The following is a 16,463-nucleotide window of genomic DNA, read 5'->3' on the forward strand; positions in this document are numbered from 1 at the left end:
GCCCAGTAGTTTTGGCGCACAAGGCGATTACGCTACACCGGACCCTCGATCGCGGCGAATCGGGACCAGCCGCAGCCTCGGCGCCAGCCCGACGTCGGCGAGCACCTCGAGGGCCGCCCGCTCGTCGTCCGACAGCGTTTCGGGAACCCCGAGCAACACGCTGACCACACAGTCCCGGCATCGCAGACCCCGCACCGCGCAGTCGTCGCAGTCGATCAGCACCGGCGCGTCCGGGCCCGGCGCTCCGGTTCCGGCCCCGGTTCCAGCCCCGGCCCCGGGGTGAGCATTGCTTTTGCTTGCCATCAGGGGCGTCCTCTCGGTCTGGCTTCCCGACGCTTCGTCGGCCTACCCGCACGCTAACCGCGGGCACCGACATCTCTTTCGCGAAGCCCGGCGTGGGAACCGCTGCCCTGTCGGTGCTCGTGCCTAACGTCACCGCCATGGGTGCGAGCGGTGCGGCTCAGCTGAGTTTCGCCGACCTGGGCACCCCATGGGACCCGGCCGCCGGCCCCGTCCCCTTCGATGCTGAAACCCCTTTGCGGGAAACCACTTTCGTCGTCGTCGACCTGGAGACCACCGGAGGCCGCGCCAAGGGCGCCGACGGAGCCGTCGCCGACGCGATCACCGAGATCGGCGCGGTCAAGGTCCGCGGCGGCGTCGTGCTCGGCGAATTCGCCACCCTCGTCGACCCGCGGCGCGACATCCCGCCACAGATCGTGCGGCTCACCGGCATCACCACCGCGATGGTCTGCGACGCCCCGACCATCGACGCCGTGCTGCCGATGTTTTTGGACTTCGCGCGCGGGGCCGTCCTCGTCGCGCACAACGCCGGGTTCGACATCGGATTCCTGCGGGCCGCCGCCGAGCGGTGCGAAATCCCTTGGCCGCGACCGCCGGTGCTGTGCACGGTGCGGCTGGCCCGCCGCGTGCTGAGCCGCGAGGAGGCGCCCAGCGTGCGGCTGGCCGCCCTGGCGCGGCTGTTCGCGGTCGCGGCCCAGCCCACCCACCGGGCCCTCGACGACGCCCGCGCCACCGTCGACGTGCTGCACGCCCTCATCGAACGCGTCGGCAACCAGGGCGTACACACCTACGCCGACCTGCGCGCGTACCTGCCGAACGTGACCCCGGCCCAGCGCCGCAAGAAGGTGCTCGCCGATGCCCTGCCGCACCGCCCGGGCGTCTACCTGTTCCGCGGGCCGGCCGGGGAGGTGCTCTACGTCGGGACCGCCGTGGACCTGCGGCGGCGGGTGGGCCAGTACTTCACCGGCGCCGACCCGCGTGGCCGGATGAAGGAGATGGTGACGCTCGCCAGCGCGGTCGACCACGTCGAGTGCGCGCACGCGCTGGAGGCCGGCGTGCGCGAACTGCGGATGCTGGCCGCGCACGCCCCGCCGTACAACCGCCGGTCGCGGTTCCCGCAGCGCTGGTGGTGGCTGGCGCTGACCGACGAGGCGTTTCCACGGCTGTCGGCGGTGCGGGCGCCGCCGCACGACCGCGCCGTGGGCCCGTTTCGGTCCCGCACCGACGCGACCGACACCGCGGTTCTGCTGGCGCGGTTCACCGGGCTGCGGACGTGCACCGGCCGGCTGGCCCGGTCGGCGCTGCACGGGCCGGCCTGCCCGCCGGCCGAGGTGTCGCCGTGCCCGGCCGCCCGCGACGCCACGGCCACCCAGTACGCGGCGGCGGTGGCGCGCGCCGCGGCGCTGATCGACGGGCTGGACAGCGGCGCGCTGGACGCCGCCGTGCGGCAGGTCGCCGCGCTGGCCGAGCGGCGATTCTACGAGAGCGCCGCGCGGCTGCGAGACCACACCGCGACGGCCATCGAGGCGCTGTGGCGCGGGCAGCGGCTGCGGGCGCTGGCCGCGCTGCCCGAGCTGATCGCCGCCAAGCCGGACGGCGCCGGCGGCTACCACCTCGCGGTCGTGCGCCACGGCCAGCTCGCCGCGGCCGGCACGGCCAAACGCGGGGTGCCGCCGATGCCGGTCGTCGACGCGATTCAGGCTGGGGCACAGACGATCCTGCGCACGGCCGCCCCGCTGGGCGGCGCGCTGGTCGAGGAGACCGCGCTCATCGCGCGCTGGCTGGCCGGCCCCGGGGTGCGCATCGTCCGGGTGACCGGCGTGGACCAAGGAGGAGACGACGCCGGGTGGGCCTCCCCGCTGCGGTCGGCCGGCGCGTTCGCGGCGTGGGCGGCGCTGGCCCGCTCGGCGCGGGCGGCCGGCGAGCAGGTCGACTCAGAGCGCCTCGCCGAACCGCACCCATCGCGCGAGCAGCTGTTCGGCCGCCCCGGAGTCGATGGCCGCGCAGGCGCGCCGCAACCCCTCCTCCCACGCCGGGAGCCATTCGGCGCGGCTGGATAGCCCGGCGTGGGCGACCATCGCCCCGGCGGCGTTGAGCACGACGGCGTCGCGGACCGGGCCCCTGGCGCCGGACAGCACGGCACGCACCTCCGCGGCGTTGGTCTGCGCGTCGCCGCCCAGCAGCTCGGGCAGCTCGGCGCGGGCGAAGCCGAACCCGGCCGGGTCGAACGTCAGCCGGTCCACGGTGCCTGCCTGCACGCGCCAGATCGTGCTCGTGGTGGTGGTCGTCAGCTCGTCGAGCCCGTCGTCGCCGTGCACCACGAGCACGCTGGACCGGCGCGCGGCGAACACCCCGGCCATCACCTCGGCGAGGTCGGCGAACGCGCAGCCGATCAAACCCGCCCGCGGCCTGGCCGGATTGGTAAGCGGCCCAAGGAGATTGAAGACCGTCGGCACCCCGATATCGCGGCGCACCCCGGACGTGTGCCGGTACGACGGGTGAAACAGCGGCGCGAAGCAGAACCCGATCCCGACCTCGCCGATGCTGCGCGCCACCTGGTCGGGTGCCATGTCGATGCGCACCCCGAGGGCCTCCAGGGTGTCGGCGCCCCCGGACAGCGACGACGACGCCCGGTTGCCGTGCTTGACCACCGGCACCCCCGCCGCGGCGACCACGATCGAGGCCATGGTGGACAGGTTGACGGTGTTGACGCCGTCGCCGCCGGTGCCGACGATGTCGACGGCGTCGTCGGGGACCGCGCCCGTCGGCATCGGGCGCGCGTGGCTGAGCATGACGTCGGCCAACTCGCTGACCTCGGCCGCGGTGGGACGCTTCATCGTCATCGCCAGCGCGAAGGCGGCGATCTGGGCCGCGCTGGCGTCGCCGGCCATGATCTGGTCCATGGCCCACGCGGCCTGTCCCCGCGCCAGCGGCTGACCGCCCGTCAACCGGCTTAGGACCTGCCGCCACGACGGGGCGGGGCCGGGGGGCGTGGCTTCTGGTGACGCGGACACGCGCCGATGGTCCCACGAGGATCGGCGCGCCCCCAACCGTTGCCACGAGACCATCGGGCCGGGGCGGCAGCGGCCGGCCGGCGACGCGGAAAACGCCAATTCGCGACCCGGGTAGAGTTCGTCAACTACAAAGCGTCATACTTGCGGATGTGACCAGCGCTGTGGGGACCTCGGGTACTGCGATCACGTCGCGAGTTCATTCGCTGAACCGGCCGAACATGGTCAGCGTCGGCACGATCGTGTGGCTTTCCAGCGAGCTCATGTTCTTTGCTGGCCTGTTCGCGATGTACTTCACCGCGCGGGCGCAGGCCGGCGGGAAGTGGCCGCCGCCGCCGACCGAGCTGAACCTCTATCAGGCCGTCCCGGTGACGCTGGTGCTGATCGCGTCGTCGTTCACCTGCCAGATGGGCGTGTTTGCTGCCGAACGCGGCGACGTCTTCGGGCTGCGCCGCTGGTACGTGATCACGTTCCTGATGGGCCTGTTCTTCATCCTCGGCCAGGGTTACGAGTACTACCACCTGGTGTCGCACGGCACGACCATCCCGGGCAGCGCCTACGGCACGGTGTTCTACCTGGCCACCGGCTTCCACGGGCTGCACGTCACGGGCGGGCTGATCGCGTTCATCTTCCTGCTGGCCCGCACCGCGATGAGCAAGTTCACCCCGGCGCAGGCGACGGCCAGCATCGTCGTCTCCTACTACTGGCATTTCGTCGACATCGTGTGGATCGCGCTGTTCACCGTGATCTATTTCATCCGGTGACCCGGCAAAACGAACAGGAATGGACAGGAGTGCTCGGTTGAAGAAACTGGGGTCTACCCGATCCGCTAAGCCACGCGGCGCGTGCAACGACCGCGCGCGGCGGCGCCTGCGCCGGCGCCTGTCCGGCGGCTTGCTGCTGCTCGTCGCGCTGACCGTCGCCGGCGGCCTGGCCGCGGTGCTGACCCCCACGCCGCAGGTCGCGGTGGCCGACGAGTCGTCGTCGGCGCTGCTGCGCACCGGCAAGCAGCTGTTCGACACCTCGTGCGTGTCCTGCCACGGCGCCAACCTGCAAGGGGTGCCCGACCACGGCCCCAGCCTGATCGGCGTCGGCGAGGCGGCCGTCTACTTCCAGGTGTCCACCGGCCGGATGCCCGCGATGCGCGGCGAGGCGCAGGCGCCGCGCAAGGAGCCGATCTTCGACGAGTCCCAGATCGACGCCATCGGCGCCTACGTCCAGGCCAACGGCGGCGGACCCACCGTGGTGCGCAACCCCGACGGCAGCCTCGCGATGCGCTCGCTGCGGGGCGAGGACGTGGGCCGCGGCGGCGACCTGTTCCGCCTCAACTGCTCGTCGTGCCACAACTTCACCGGCAAGGGCGGCGCGCTGTCGTCGGGCAAGTACGCCCCGGACTTGGGGCCGGCCAACGAGCAGCAAATCCTGACCGCGATGCTCACCGGCCCGCAGAGCATGCCGAAGTTTTCCGACCACCAGCTGTCCTTCGAAGCCAAGAAGGACATCATCGGCTACGTCAAGACCGTCACCGAGGAGCGCCAGCCCGGCGGCTACGGCCTCGGTGGCTTCGGACCCGCACCCGAGGGCATGGCCGCCTGGATCATCGGCATGGTCGCCGCCATCGGGTTGGCACTGTGGATTGGGGCGCGAGCATCATGAGCGACTTGTCCGACAAGCAAGACGTGCGCGGCTCTGACACCGACAAGGGCACCGCCGTGGGCCGGGAGCCCGACGAGGCGGCGCTGGCCGCCATGTCTCAGCAGGAACTGGTGGCGCTGGGCGGCAGGCTCGACGGCGTCGAGACGATCGTCAAGGAGCCGCGCTGGCCGGTGGAGGGCACCAAGGCCGAAAAGCGGGCGGAGCGCGGCGTCGCGGCGTGGCTCGTGCTGGGCGGCCTGTTCGGCTTGGCGCTGCTGGTGGTCTTTTTGTTCTGGCCGTGGGAGTACAAACCCAAGGAGGCTGCCGGCAGCTTCCTGTACGACCTGGCCACCCCGCTGTACGGCCTGACGTTCGGGATGTCGATCCTGTGCATCGCCATCGGCGCGATCCTGTTCCAGAAGCGATTCATCCCCGAAGAGATTTCGATCCAGGAGCGGCACGACGGCGCCTCGCGCGAGATCGACCGCAAGACGGTGGTGGCAAACCTCGCCGACGCGTACCAGGGCTCGACGGTCGGCCGGCGCAGGCTGATCGGGTTGTCGCTGGGCATGGGGCTGGGCGCGTTCGGCCTCGGCACCCTCGTCGCGTTCGCCGGCGGCCTGATCAAGAACCCGTGGAAGCCGGTGGTGCCCACCGCCGACGGCAAGAAGGCCGTGCTGTGGACGTCCGGTTGGACGCCGCGTTACAAGGGCGAGACCATTTATTTGGCGCGCGCCACCGGCTCGGCCGGCGCCTCGCCGTTCGTCAAGATGCGCCCCGAGGACATCGACGCCGGCGGCATGGAGACCGTGTTCCCGTGGCGGGAGTCCGACGGTGACGGCACCACCCCCGAATCGCAGGAAAAGCTGCGCGCGATCAACCAGGGCGTCCGCAACCCCGTCATGCTCATCAGGATCCGGCCCAGCGACATGCCCCGGGTGGTCAAGCGCCAGGGCCAGGAGAGCTTCAACTGGGGCGAGCTGTTCGCCTACACCAAGGTGTGCTCGCATTTGGGCTGCCCGGCTTCGCTGTACGAGGAGCAGACCTACCGCATCCTGTGCCCGTGCCACCAGTCGCAGTTCGACGCGCTGCACTTCGCCAAGCCGATCTTCGGCCCGGCGGCGCGCGCGTTGGCGCAGCTGCCCATCACGATCGACCGCGAGGGTTATCTGGTCGCCAACGGTGACTTCGTCGAACCCGTCGGACCCGCATTTTGGGAGAGGACGACAACATGAGTCCAAAACTGAGTCCCCCGAAGATCGGTGACGTCCTGGCCCGCCAAGGCGAGGACGTCGACACCCGGTATCACCCGTCGGCGGCCGTCCGCAGACAGCTCAACAAGGTGTTCCCCACCCACTGGTCGTTTTTGCTCGGCGAGATCGCGATGTACAGCTTCGTCGTGCTGCTGCTCACGGGCGTGTATCTGACGCTGTTCTTCGACCCCTCGATGGCCGAGGTCACCTACAACGGCGCGTACCAGCCGCTGCGCGGCGTCGACATGTCCAAGGCCTTCGCCTCCACCCTGGACATCTCGTTCGAGGTGCGTGGCGGCCTGTTCGTCCGCCAGGTACACCACTGGGCCGCACTGCTTTTCGCCGCGTCGATCATGGTGCACCTGGCCCGTATCTTCTTCACCGGCGCGTTCCGGCGGCCCCGTGAGACCAACTGGGTCATCGGTTCGCTGCTGCTGATCCTGGCCATGTTCGAGGGCTACTTCGGCTACTCGCTGCCCGACGACCTGTTGTCGGGCATCGGGCTGCGGGCGGCGCTCTCCTCGATCACGCTGGGCATGCCGGTGATCGGCACGTGGCTGCACTGGGCCCTGTTCGGCGGCGACTTCCCGTGCGGCGGCGTCGGCAACGAATGCGCGGCGGTCGGCGCGATCATCCCGCGCATGTACGCCCTGCACATTTTGCTGCTGCCGGGCATCATCCTCGCCCTCATCGGCCTGCACCTGGCGATGGTGTGGTTCCAGAAGCACACCCAGTTCCCGGGCCCGGGCCGCACCGAGCACAACGTCGTCGGGGTGCGGGTGATGCCGATCTTCGCCGTCAAGTCCGGCGCGTTCTTCGCGGCCATCGTCGGCTTGCTGGGCCTGATGGGCGGGCTGCTCCAGATCAACCCGATCTGGAACCTGGGCCCCTACAAGCCATCTCACGTCTCGGCGGGCTCGCAGCCGGACTTCTACATGATGTGGACCGAGGGCCTGGCCCGCATCTGGCCGCCCTGGGAGTTCTACTTCTGGCACCACACCATTCCGGCCGCGGTCTGGGTGGCCCTGATCATGGGCCTGATCTTCGTGCTGCTGATCGTCTACCCGTTTTTGGAGAAGCGGTTCTCCGGGGATTACGCGCACCACAATTTGCTGCAGCGCCCGCGGGACGTGCCCGTGCGCACCTCGATCGGCGCGATGGCGATCGCGTTCTACATGGTGCTCACGCTGAGCGCGATGAACGACATCATCGCGCTGAAGTTCCACATCTCGCTGAACGCGACGACGTGGATCGGGCGCATCGGGATGGTGATCCTGCCGCCGCTGGTCTACTTCATCACCTACCGGTGGTGCATCGGGCTGCAGCGCAGCGACCGGGAGGTGCTCGAGCACGGCATCGAGACCGGCATCATCAAGCGGCTGCCGCACGGCGCCTACATCGAGCTGCACCAGCCGCTGGGGCCCGTCGACAGCCACGGTCACCCGATTCCGCTGGAATACGAGGGCGCGGCGGTGCCCAAGCGGATGAACAAGCTGGGCTTGGCCGGCACCCCGGGTTCGGGCAGCTTCCTGTCCGCCGACCCGGCGTCGGAGGACGCGGCGCTGCGCGAGGCGGCGCACGCCGGTGAGCAACGCGCCCTGACCGCGCTGCGCGAATACCAGGACAGCATCGTCGGCTCGAACGGCGAACACGGCGCCGGTTCGCCGAACGGCGAGCACTAGCCGGTCAGCTGACCAGCGACAGCGCGTAGGCGCGGCGCAGCTTGCCCGACGGCGTCTTCGGGATGGCGCCCGGGGCCAGCACCACCACGTTGCGGGGCCGCGCCGCGACCTCGGTGACCACCTCGTGGGCCACCTGGCGCCGGATGCGGCGCACCTGGGCCGGGTTGTCGACGTGGTTGGATTCCACCGCGACGGCGAAGGATTCGCGGGAATGACCGGCGTCGAGCCGCACCGCCGCCACGCATCCCGCGCGCACCCCGGCGACCCGCCCGGCGGCGCGCTCCACGTCCGTGGGATAGATGTTGCGTCCGGCCACGATGATGACGTCCTTGGCGCGGCCGCAGACCACGACGTGCCCCTGCTCGGTGAGATATCCCAGGTCCCCGGTGGAAAACCAGCCCTGGTCGTCCTGGGCGTGCACGAAACCGCCGACCGTGACGTAGCCGGACGTGACCGAATCGCCGCGCACCTCGATAAGCCCCACGCCCCGGGTCGGCTCGATAGCGCCGTCCTCGTCGACGATGCGGGCCTCGATGCCGTCGAGCGGCGGCCCGAGGGAGGCCAGCCGGCGGACGTTGCCGGTGGTGGCGGGGACCGCCCGGCGCAGCACCGCGAGCATGTCGGCGTCCACCTCGTCGACCACCAGTCCCCGGCCGCATTGCGAAAACGACACCGCCACAGTGGTTTCGGCCATCCCGTAGGCGGGCAGGATCGCCTCGGGACGCAGCCCGAACGGGGCGCCCGCCGCGCAGAAATCCTCCACGTCGGCCGGCTCCACCTGCTCCGAGCCCGACAACGCCCACCGCAGCGAGGACAGATCGAAATCGCCGGGCTTGGCGTGCCGGCGCAATCGCTTGGCCAGCAAGGCGTACGCGAAATTGGGGGCCGCGGTCATCGTCCCCCGGTACTTGTCGATGAGCTTGGGCCACAACAGGATATCGGCCAAAAAGTCGACCGGTGTGACCTTGACCAGCTCGGCGCCGAACAGCATCGGCACCGTCAGGAATCCGGTCATGCCCATGTCGTGAAACAGCGGCAGCCAGCTCACGATCACGTCGGTGTCCAGGTCGTATTCGGCGCCGACGAACATCGCCTTGGCGTTGGCCATCACGTTGGCGTGGCTGATCGCCACTGCCTTGGGACAATCGGTGGAACCCGACGTCAACTGCAACAGTGCCAGGTCGTCCTCGCCGCTGTCGACGACGCCGACCGGTGTCGCGGCCAGCAGCTCGCCGATCGTCACCACGGCGACCCCGTGCCCGGCCAACACCGGCACGACGGCCAGGAACGGCTCGGACACGATCACCACCGTCGCCTCGATCATCGCGATAATCGCCAGGGTGTCGCGCGCCCACACCTGCAGATCGGTGCGCGGCGTCGGCTGATGCAGCATGGTCAGGCAGGCGCCGCGCAGCCACACGCCCTGCGCGGTCGGCGCGATTTCCACCGGGGCGCCGGCCAGCACCCCCACCCGATCGCCCGGGCCGACGCCCAGCCCGGCCAATCCCCCGGCCACCCGGCGGGCCCGCCGATGGACCTCAGCCCACGTCGACCGGACCGGCGCCCCGGGGTCACCGGTGACCAAACCGCGCGCGCTGGACTCCGCGCTGCCGAGCATCGAATCGATGAACCTGCTCACCGCCGCCTCCTACGTCAGGTGTGCACAAACCGTTGGCCATCTCGGGACATATGAGGTGACGCCGCGACGCTACGGCGGTGGTGGGCGCACACCGTGACGGCGCGCCCGCGGCGGAGCCGTCGTTGTGATATCGCAACATAGCCGTTGCGCCGCACCGAATCACGAAAGCGTGTCCAAGGCATGTCCAAAGGTATTTCCGCAGTCGTCGGCGCGAAACCTGAATCGCAGGTAGGGTTACCGAGACAACGTGAGGACAGGTGAAGTGGTCATACAGAACTGGTGCGACGCACCGCAGATTCATCCATCGCAGATCCGGGTCGGTGACGTCATCGGCACGCCGCGCCCCACCGAACTGCGCCTCACGGTCAAACTGATCAGCGGGCCGCAGACCACTCCGCGGCAGTGGACCTTCTTCAGCAGCGACGGCAACGGCCGCCAGCGCACCAGCACGTTCGGCGAGGACGAGATGGTGCGCCGATACGCCAAAGCGTCCTGAGCAGCCCGGCTAGCGGGCGTCGGCGAGCCGGCGCAGCTGGCGCACGTGCAGCCACTCCACCACCGGCATGCCCAAGGTGACGGCCGCGGCCAGGCCGTAGCCGACCCAGGAGGCGCCGTCGTGCCCGACGGCCATCAGGTAGGTCGCCGCCGCGGCCGCGATCAGCGCCGCGCCCATCGTGCCCGTCAGGATCACGGTGCCACGCAACCAAACCCGGTCCACGGCCGTACCCGACCACTCCTCCGCGGTCGGCCGCGCCGCCTGCACCCGGGGCTGCCGCGCCCGCTCGGCCGCGGTGCGCGGGGCGGGCGACATCAGCCGCACCGGCGGCCGGTCCGCGCGTGACGCCCCCGTCGATCGCGCGGCCGGGTCGGTCAGGCCCATGCGCCGGGCCCGCAGCAGCACCGGTATCGCCCCGGCGATGATCAGCGCGGACACGATGATGACGGCGTAGAGCACCCACGGCGTGTGGTTGCTAGTGGCCATCTTGTGAAAGCCGCTGCCCAGCTCCGCCAGCGCGACGGCGGCGGCCACGCTGACGCCCAGCAGCACCAGCCAGATCGCGGCGCACGCCCCGAGCAGGATGCGGTCGATGACGTCCGGGGGGACGGTGTCGGACCCGCGCCGGTAGGCCGAATATCTGCTGCTGACCATCAGCAGCTCGTCTGCGGCGCGTCGTTGGTGTTCGACGACAGCACCGTCCCGTCGCTGGTGGTGATCGAGCAGTTGAGCCTGCTCACCCGGAACAGGCTGGACGCCTCGACCGAGCCCACGTCGGACTGCGAGATCGGCGTGACGGTCATCGACCACGGGATGTACACGTTGTGCTGCGTGCGGCGGCGCCCCGAGGCGTCGACGTAGGTCACCGAGATGATGTCGCCGGGCGCCTTGGTGCCGGTCACCGAGTAGGTGACCTGCCGCGGGCCGGCCGGCGTGCTGGTCGGCGGGGGCGGCGGTTTGGTCGTCGTGATCTCGTCTTGGATGGGCGGCGTCGACGGCGTGGTGGTCGTGGCCGGGTTGGCCAGCTTGCTGGTATTGGTGCGGGTCACCAGCAGCGACACCGAAACCACCAGCGCGATCGCGGCCACGATGGCGGCGATGCCCACGACCCAGGGCCAGCGCGGGGCACGGTGTTCGTCGTCCTCGGCGGCGTCGTCGTAGTCGTCGTACTCGTAGAGCCGAAGGTCGGCCGGCACGTAGGGGCCGCTGATAAAGTGCTCGGACTCCGGGGCCGAGTAGGCCCGCGAGTAGGCGTCCGTCGGGCCCGTCTGGTCGGCCCCCGCGATCCCGGCGCCGTCGTCGAAAGGCTCCAGCTCGTCGTGGGATTCGATCGCCTCGGGTTCCGGGGCGTCGCCGGAGCGACCGCCGGCGTCCGGTTCATGGGTGAGGTCGCCGGCGGGACGGTGTTCTTCAGGTTCTGGCCCCGGAGGAATCGGCCCGCTCATCTTTGCCTGCCCTGTCCAACTGCATCACCAGCGCGCGGGGCTTCGCGGCTAGACCGTTGCGCGCGCGCTTGGGAACTTCTCATAGTGCTTGGGCAAACCCTACCGAACCGACTAGCGCGAAGAAGTCTCGGCAAACGGGCCGGCGATCAACTGATGCCCTGATTGTGACCTTCGGGTCGCAAATCAGTGCTTCTCGGGGCCGACGTAGTACTCGAAGACCAATCCGGCCGCAGACGCGAGGATGAACACCACCCCGGCGGTGATCAACCACGGCAGCCACAGCGCGATGCCGGTCGCCGCCACCGAGCCGGCCAGCGCGACCAGGATGGGCCACCAGCTGTGCGGCGCGAAGAACCCCAATTCGCCTGCGCCGTCGCTGATCTCGGCCCCTTCGTAGTCCTCGGGGCGGGTGTCGAGCCGGCGCGCCACGAACCGGAAGAAGGTCGCCGTGATGAACGCCAGCCCACCGGTCAGCGTCAGCGCGGTGGTGCCCGCCCACTCCTCGCCGCCGGTGGCGTACAGCGCCGTCAGCACCCCGTACAGCAGCGCCGCCAAAAAGAAGAACGCGGCGATGAATTCGAACAGCCTCGCTTCGATATGCATTGCGGGTCCTAACCTACTGGGCTCGTGTTCGCTTCGCCGCGGCGCGTGTCGAACGGGTGGGTCGTCACCGCGAGCGGGGACTGCGCGATCGCCTGCAACGCCTCGGCGTTGGTCTTGCCCGCGATCCGCTGCTGCAGATACGCCTTGAAGTCGTTGGCCGGCACCACCCGAACCTCGAAGTTCATCATCGCGTGATAGGTGCCGCAGAACTCGGCGCAGTGACCGACGAAAGCGCCGGTCTTGGTGATCTCGTCGACCTGGAAGACGTTGACGGAGTTGTTGGCCCGCGGGTGGGGCATCACGTCACGCTTGAACAGGAATTCCGGCACCCAGAACGTGTGCACGACGTCGGCCGAAGCCAGCTGGAACTCGATGCGCTTGCCCGCCGGCAGCACCAGCACCGGGATCTCCTGCGGGGTCCCGAGGATCTCGACCTTGTCGTAGTTCAGGTAGCTGCGGTCGGCGATGTTGATCCCATGCACCGGGCCGACGCGCTCCTCGCCGTGCTCGTCCTTGCCCTCGGGCTTGGAGACCACGGCCTGTTTGCGCGCCTGGTCGGCGCCGTCGTACGTCAGCGTGCCGTCCTTGAAGTTGACCTTTTGGTAGCCGAACTTCCAGTTCCACTGGAAGGAGGTGACGTCGACGACCACCTCGGGGTCCTTGGCCAGGTGCAGCATCTTCTCCTGCACCACCACGGTGAAGTAGAACAGCACCGAGATGATCAGGAACGGCGTCACCGTGAGCACGAGTTCCAGGGGCATGTTGTAGCCGAACTGCCGGGGCAGTTCGGTGTCGGTGGCCTTCTTGCGGTGAAACGCCGAGGACCAGAAGATCAGGCCCCACACGATGACGCCGACGAACAGGGCGGCGATTACCGACCCGATCCACAGCTCCCGGTTCCAGTGCGCCTGCGGGGTGATGCCGTCGGGCCAGCCCATGCCCAGCACCTGCGTCCAGCTGCATCCGCTCAGGGTGACCGCCAGCAGGCCCAGCGTCGCGGCCAGCGCCAGCGGCCGCAGCCGACGGGAAAGCCGGCGCCGAAGGCCCGGCCGAGTGCCCCGGAAGCGGCGAGCCACAGGCTGCCGAGACCTGCCCTGCGACAAACGTTGCGAACGGACCTGCTCGCGAGGTGACACGGTGGCGCCTCCTGCTTGGATTCGAATACTACGCAGCGTAGACCACGCCGCTCGGCCCGGCGACGAAACCCCGGCCGGTCAGCCGCCGCCCGCGGCGCGAGTGGGGCATACTGGGGCGCCGTGTGTGGTCTGCTGGCGTTCGTCGCCGCCCCGGGCGGTGCCGGCGGTCAGGCCGACGCGGCGGCTGGTGCCGTCGCCCGCGCCTCGCACCTGATGCGCCACCGCGGGCCCGACGAGCCGGGCACCTGGTCGGACCCGGGCGCCGACGGGGCCGCGGGCAGCGTGGTGTTCGGCTTCAACCGGCTATCCATCATCGACATCGCGCATTCGCATCAGCCGCTGCGGTGGGGGCCGCCCGACGCACCCGACCGCTACGTGCTGGTCTTCAACGGCGAGATCTACAACTACCTCGAGCTGCGCGACGAGCTGGCCGCCCGGCACGGCGCCGTCTTCGCCACCGAGGGCGACGGCGAGCCGATCGTCGCCGGCTACCACTTCTGGGGCACCGGCGTGTTGTCGCGGCTGCGCGGCATGTTCGCCTTCGCGCTGTGGGACACCGAAACTCGTGAATTGCTTTGCGCCCGTGACCCTTTCGGCATCAAGCCGCTGTTCATGGCCACCGGCACCGGCGGCACGGCCGTGGCCAGCGAGAAGAAATGCCTGATGGATCTGGCCGAACTGATCGGGTTCGACACCGAGATCGACGGCCGCGCGGTGCAGCACTACACCGTGCTGCAGTACGTGCCGGAGCCCGAAACCCTGCACCGCGGGGTGCGCCGGCTGGAGTCGGGCTGCTACGCCCGCATCCGGCCCGGGCAGCGGCCCGAGACCACCCGCTACTTCGTGCCGCGGTTCGCCGCCACGCCGATCACCCGCGGCACCGAGCGGGCCCGCTACGACGAGATCACCGCGGTGCTCGAGGATTCGGTGGCCAAGCACATGCGCGCCGACGTCACCGTGGGGGCGTTTTTGTCCGGCGGCATCGACTCCACCGCCATCGCGGCGCTGGCCATCCGGCACAACCCCCGGCTGATCACCTTCACCACCGGCTTCGAGCGCGAGGGATTCTCCGAGATCGACGTCGCGGTGGCCTCCGCGGAGGCGATCGGTGCCCGCCACATCGCCAAGGTAGTCACCCCCGACGAGTTCGTCGTCGCGCTGCCCGAGATCGTCTGGTATCTCGACGAACCGGTCGCCGACCCCGCGCTGGTGCCGCTGTTCTTCGTGGCCCGCGAGGCGCGCAAGCACGTCAAGGTGGTGCTCTCCGGCGAGGGCGCCGACGAGCTGTTCGGCGGCTACGCGATCTATCGGGAACCGTTGTCGCTCAAGCCTTTCGACTACCTGCCGCGGCCGCTGCGGCGCTCGGTCGGCAAGGTGTCCAGGCCGCTGCCGGAGGGCATGCGCGGCAAGAGCCTGCTGCACCGCGGGTCGCTGACGCTCGAGGAGCGCTACTACGGCAACGCCCGCAGCTTTTCCGACGCGCAGCTGCGCGACGTGCTGCCCGGGTTCCGCGACGACTGGACCCACACCGACGTCACCGCGCCGGTGTACGCCGAGTCGAGAGGCTGGGACCCGGTGGCGCGCATGCAGCACGTCGACCTGTTCACCTGGCTGCGCGGCGACATCCTGGTCAAGGCCGACAAGATGACGATGGCCAACTCGCTGGAGCTGCGGGTGCCGTTCTTAGATCCCGAGGTGTTCGCCGTGGCGTCGCGGCTGCCGGTGGAGGCGAAGATCACACGGACCACCACCAAATACGCGCTGCGCCGCGCGCTGGAGCCGATCGTTCCGGCGCACGTGCTGCACCGGCCCAAGCTCGGGTTTCCGGTGCCGATCCGGCACTGGCTGCGCGCCGGCGAGCTGCTGGAGTGGGCGTACGCGCTGACGGCCTCGTCGCAGGCGGGGCACCTAATCGACCTGCGGGCCGTGCGCCGGATGCTCGACGAGCACCGCAACGGCGTCAGCGATCACAGCCGCCGGCTGTGGACGGTGCTGATCTTCATGCTGTGGCACGCGATCTTCGTCGAGCACACCGTGGTGCCGCAGATCCGCGAGCCGCACTACCCCGTGCAGCTCTGAGGGCTCCCGGCGCGCGAGCGTGACGGCACCGCGACAAAGCGAGCCGCGTTTCGCAGCGTGGTTACGCCCGCGAGATGTGTCGAGACGTCAGGCGAGCACCGCGGCGATCTCGGCGGCCGCGTCGTCGCCGTAGGCGCCGGCCAGCCGCGACTTGGCGACCTCGTGGTCCCAAACCCATTCCTGCGTCCCGGTCGACTCCAGCACCAGCACGGCCACCAGCGACCCCAGCTGCGCGGACCGCTCCAGGCTGAGGCCGGCGCTGCGCCCGGTGAGGAACCCGGCGCGGAACGCGTCACCGACGCCGGTCGGGTCGACCTGGCTGGTCTCGGGCACCACGTCGACGTGGGTGGTGGTGCCGTCGGGCTCGACGATGTCCACGCCCTTGGGGCCCAGCGTGGTGACCCGCAGCTCGATCTGGGCCATCACGTCGGCCTCGGTCCAGCCGGTCTTGGACAGCATCAGGTCCCACTCGTAGTCATTGGTGAACAGGTACTTGGCGCCGTCGATGAGCTGGCGGATCTCGTCCCCGGAGAGCCGGGCCAGCTGCTGGGACGGGTCGGCGGCGAACGGCAGACCCAGCTTCCGGCACTCCTCGGTGTGCACCACCATGGCCTGCGGGTCGTTGGCACCGATGATCACCAGGTCCGGCGTGCCGATGGACGACACCACGTCGGCCAGCCTGATGTTGCGGGCTTCCGACATCGCGCCCGGGTAGAACGACGCGATCTGGGCCATGTCCACGTCGGTGGTGCAGGTGAAGCGGGCCGTGTGCGCGGTCTCGGAGATCAGGACGTGGTCGCAGTTGACGCCGTGGGACTGCAGCCATTCGCGGTACTCGCCGAAGTCGTCACCCGCCGCCCCGATCAGCGCGACATCCCCGCCGAGCACGCCGATGGCGAACGCGATGTTGCCGGCGACACCGCCGCGGTGGATCACCAGGTCGTCGACCAGGAAGCTGAGCGACACCTTTTGCAGGTGTTCGGCGAGCAGCTGCTCGGAAAACTTGCCGGGAAACCGCATCAGGTTGTCGGTCGCAATCGAACCTGTCACCGCGATCGTCACGAAATCTCCACCCTTCGTTAGTAAGGTTATCTAGCTTACTCGGGCGCGACCGTCGTCGCGTCGCGGTCGGCGCTACGCCGTGCGCTAGCCTGCCAAGGGATCAGGGTCCCGTCTACCACGGT

The 16,463-nt window shown here is 69.9% G+C and carries 14 protein-coding genes and 1 pseudogene; 7 read left to right on the forward strand and 8 right to left on the reverse strand.

Annotated elements, in window-relative coordinates; genetic code table 11:
* Positions 1–27: 27 nt before the first annotated feature.
* Entirely contained in the window at positions 28–303 is a 276-nt protein-coding gene (locus AWC19_RS10075) for a hypothetical protein (protein ID WP_085077914.1), read from the reverse strand.
* A 137-nt stretch (positions 304–440) separates the two neighbouring features.
* Between AWC19_RS10075 and AWC19_RS10080 the strand changes: the two are divergent.
* A pseudogene (locus AWC19_RS10080) lies at positions 441–2,297 on the forward strand (DEDD exonuclease domain-containing protein); the annotation flags it as partial.
* Here AWC19_RS10080 and trpD read toward each other — a convergent pair.
* Positions 2,235–3,368 (reverse strand): anthranilate phosphoribosyltransferase, encoded by a 1,134-nt coding sequence (trpD, locus tag AWC19_RS30500; protein ID WP_142281105.1) that lies wholly within the window; start codon positions 3,366–3,368, stop codon positions 2,235–2,237. The pseudogene AWC19_RS10080 and the gene trpD overlap by 63 nt on opposite strands.
* A 95-nt stretch (positions 3,369–3,463) precedes the next feature.
* Between trpD and ctaE the strand changes: the two genes are divergently transcribed.
* From ctaE to qcrB, 4 genes are read left to right on the forward strand one after another with little or no spacing between them, the layout of a single operon-like run.
* Positions 3,464–4,075, forward strand: a complete 612-nt coding sequence (gene ctaE, locus AWC19_RS10090) for an aa3-type cytochrome oxidase subunit III (protein ID WP_085077916.1) — start codon at positions 3,464–3,466, stop codon at positions 4,073–4,075.
* A 37-nt stretch (positions 4,076–4,112) separates the two neighbouring features.
* Entirely contained in the window at positions 4,113–4,967 is an 855-nt protein-coding gene (qcrC, locus tag AWC19_RS10095) for a cytochrome bc1 complex diheme cytochrome c subunit (RefSeq protein ID WP_085077917.1), read from the forward strand.
* Positions 4,968–4,972: 5 nt separating this feature from the next.
* On the forward strand, positions 4,973–6,181 hold the full coding sequence (gene qcrA / locus AWC19_RS10100; protein WP_211284898.1) for a cytochrome bc1 complex Rieske iron-sulfur subunit: 1,209 nt from the start codon (positions 4,973–4,975) through the stop codon (positions 6,179–6,181).
* Complete coding sequence (gene qcrB, locus AWC19_RS10105; protein WP_085077918.1) at positions 6,178–7,881, forward strand: cytochrome bc1 complex cytochrome b subunit; 1,704 nt, start codon at positions 6,178–6,180, stop codon at positions 7,879–7,881. The genes qcrA and qcrB overlap by 4 nt, the downstream gene beginning before the upstream one ends.
* Positions 7,882–7,885: 4 nt before the next feature.
* Here qcrB and AWC19_RS10110 read toward each other — a convergent pair whose 3' ends face one another.
* Complete coding sequence (locus AWC19_RS10110; RefSeq protein WP_085077919.1) at positions 7,886–9,520, reverse strand: fatty acyl-AMP ligase; 1,635 nt, start codon at positions 9,518–9,520, stop codon at positions 7,886–7,888.
* Positions 9,521–9,782: 262 nt separating this feature from the next.
* Here AWC19_RS10110 and AWC19_RS10115 point away from each other — a divergent pair, with 262 nt between their 5' ends.
* Complete coding sequence (locus tag AWC19_RS10115; protein WP_085077920.1) at positions 9,783–10,016, forward strand: hypothetical protein; 234 nt, start codon at positions 9,783–9,785, stop codon at positions 10,014–10,016.
* Positions 10,017–10,025: 9 nt separating this feature from the next.
* Here the strand turns inward: AWC19_RS10115 and AWC19_RS10120 are convergent, their stop codons facing one another.
* The 4 genes from AWC19_RS10120 to ctaC form a co-directional block, all read right to left on the reverse strand.
* A complete protein-coding gene (locus tag AWC19_RS10120) occupies positions 10,026–10,670 on the reverse strand; it encodes a DUF2561 family protein (protein WP_085077921.1) in 645 nt (214 codons plus the stop codon).
* The gene (locus AWC19_RS10125) at positions 10,670–11,461 is read right to left on the reverse strand and encodes an MmpS family transport accessory protein (RefSeq protein WP_085077922.1); all 792 of its coding nucleotides are present in this window, start codon (positions 11,459–11,461) and stop codon (positions 10,670–10,672) included. The genes AWC19_RS10120 and AWC19_RS10125 overlap by 1 nt, the downstream gene beginning before the upstream one ends.
* 183 nt (positions 11,462–11,644) lie before the next feature.
* Entirely contained in the window at positions 11,645–12,064 is a 420-nt protein-coding gene (locus AWC19_RS10130; protein WP_085077923.1) for a cytochrome c oxidase subunit 4, read from the reverse strand.
* An 8-nt stretch (positions 12,065–12,072) separates the two neighbouring features.
* Positions 12,073–13,140, reverse strand: coding sequence for an aa3-type cytochrome oxidase subunit II (gene ctaC / locus AWC19_RS10135; RefSeq protein WP_443677528.1), 1,068 nt, complete (start codon positions 13,138–13,140; stop codon positions 12,073–12,075).
* Positions 13,141–13,320: 180 nt separating this feature from the next.
* On the opposite strand from ctaC, the gene asnB reads away from it, so the two are divergent.
* Entirely contained in the window at positions 13,321–15,279 is a 1,959-nt protein-coding gene (gene asnB, locus AWC19_RS10140; RefSeq protein WP_085077925.1) for an asparagine synthase (glutamine-hydrolyzing), read from the forward strand.
* A gap of 87 nt (positions 15,280–15,366) precedes the next feature.
* On the opposite strand, the gene AWC19_RS10145 is transcribed toward asnB, so the two are convergent.
* On the reverse strand, positions 15,367–16,341 hold the full coding sequence (locus AWC19_RS10145) for a carbohydrate kinase family protein (RefSeq protein WP_085077926.1): 975 nt from the start codon (positions 16,339–16,341) through the stop codon (positions 15,367–15,369).
* Positions 16,342–16,463 lie beyond the last annotated feature (122 nt).

Origin of the sequence: Mycobacterium palustre, assembly GCF_002101785.1 — a bacterium.
GTDB classification, from domain to species: Bacteria; Actinomycetota; Actinomycetes; order Mycobacteriales; family Mycobacteriaceae; genus Mycobacterium; species Mycobacterium palustre.

Bases quoted from the DNA above. Each gene is read 5' to 3' on its own strand.
- AWC19_RS10120 (WP_085077921.1), bottom strand. From the start codon at position 10,670: ATGGTCAGCAGCAGATATTCGGCCTACCGGCGCGGGTCCGACACCGTC.
- AWC19_RS10125 (WP_085077922.1), bottom strand. From the start codon at position 11,461: ATGAGCGGGCCGATTCCTCCGGGGCCAGAACCTGAAGAACACCGTCCC.
- trpD (WP_142281105.1), bottom strand. From the start codon at position 3,368: ATGGTCTCGTGGCAACGGTTGGGGGCGCGCCGATCCTCGTGGGACCAT.
- AWC19_RS10130 (WP_085077923.1), bottom strand. From the start codon at position 12,064: ATGCATATCGAAGCGAGGCTGTTCGAATTCATCGCCGCGTTCTTCTTT.
- AWC19_RS10075 (WP_085077914.1), bottom strand. From the start codon at position 303: ATGGCAAGCAAAAGCAATGCTCACCCCGGGGCCGGGGCTGGAACCGGG.
- qcrB (WP_085077918.1), top strand. From the start codon at position 6,178: ATGAGTCCAAAACTGAGTCCCCCGAAGATCGGTGACGTCCTGGCCCGC.